Source organism: Neisseria sp. P0009.S007 (assembly GCF_051962515.1).
This window is the reverse complement of sequence record NZ_JBQCVF010001290.1, coordinates 1-235: the sequence shown is the minus strand read 5'-3', so window position 1 is coordinate 235 and position 235 is coordinate 1. Positions and strand designations below refer to the sequence as shown.

General features: G+C 42.1%; 1 protein-coding gene. It reads left to right on the top strand.

All coding sequences use genetic code 11. From position 1 onward, the window contains the following. On the top strand, positions 1 to 137 hold a 137-nt coding region (locus tag ACTHS3_RS18655; protein ID WP_440368899.1), incomplete at its 5' end, for an arsenate reductase family protein. Positions 138 to 235 lie beyond the last annotated feature (98 nt).

Genomic DNA, 235 nt, shown 5'->3' with positions numbered 1-235 from the left:
AATCTGCCGCCACAAAAGAAGGTGCGATTGCTTTGATGGTGGAGAATCCCAGCATCATCAAGCGGCCTGTGTTGGTCAAAGAAGGGCAGGTTCATGTCGGATTTTCAGTAGAAGCGTATCAGGAAATGTTCGGATAAGGCATTTTTAGGTTTTTAGGCCGTCTGAAAAAGCAAGCCTTGAAAAAATACGTTACAATACGCGCTTTGAGCATGTTTTCAGGATTTTAATATTTTTG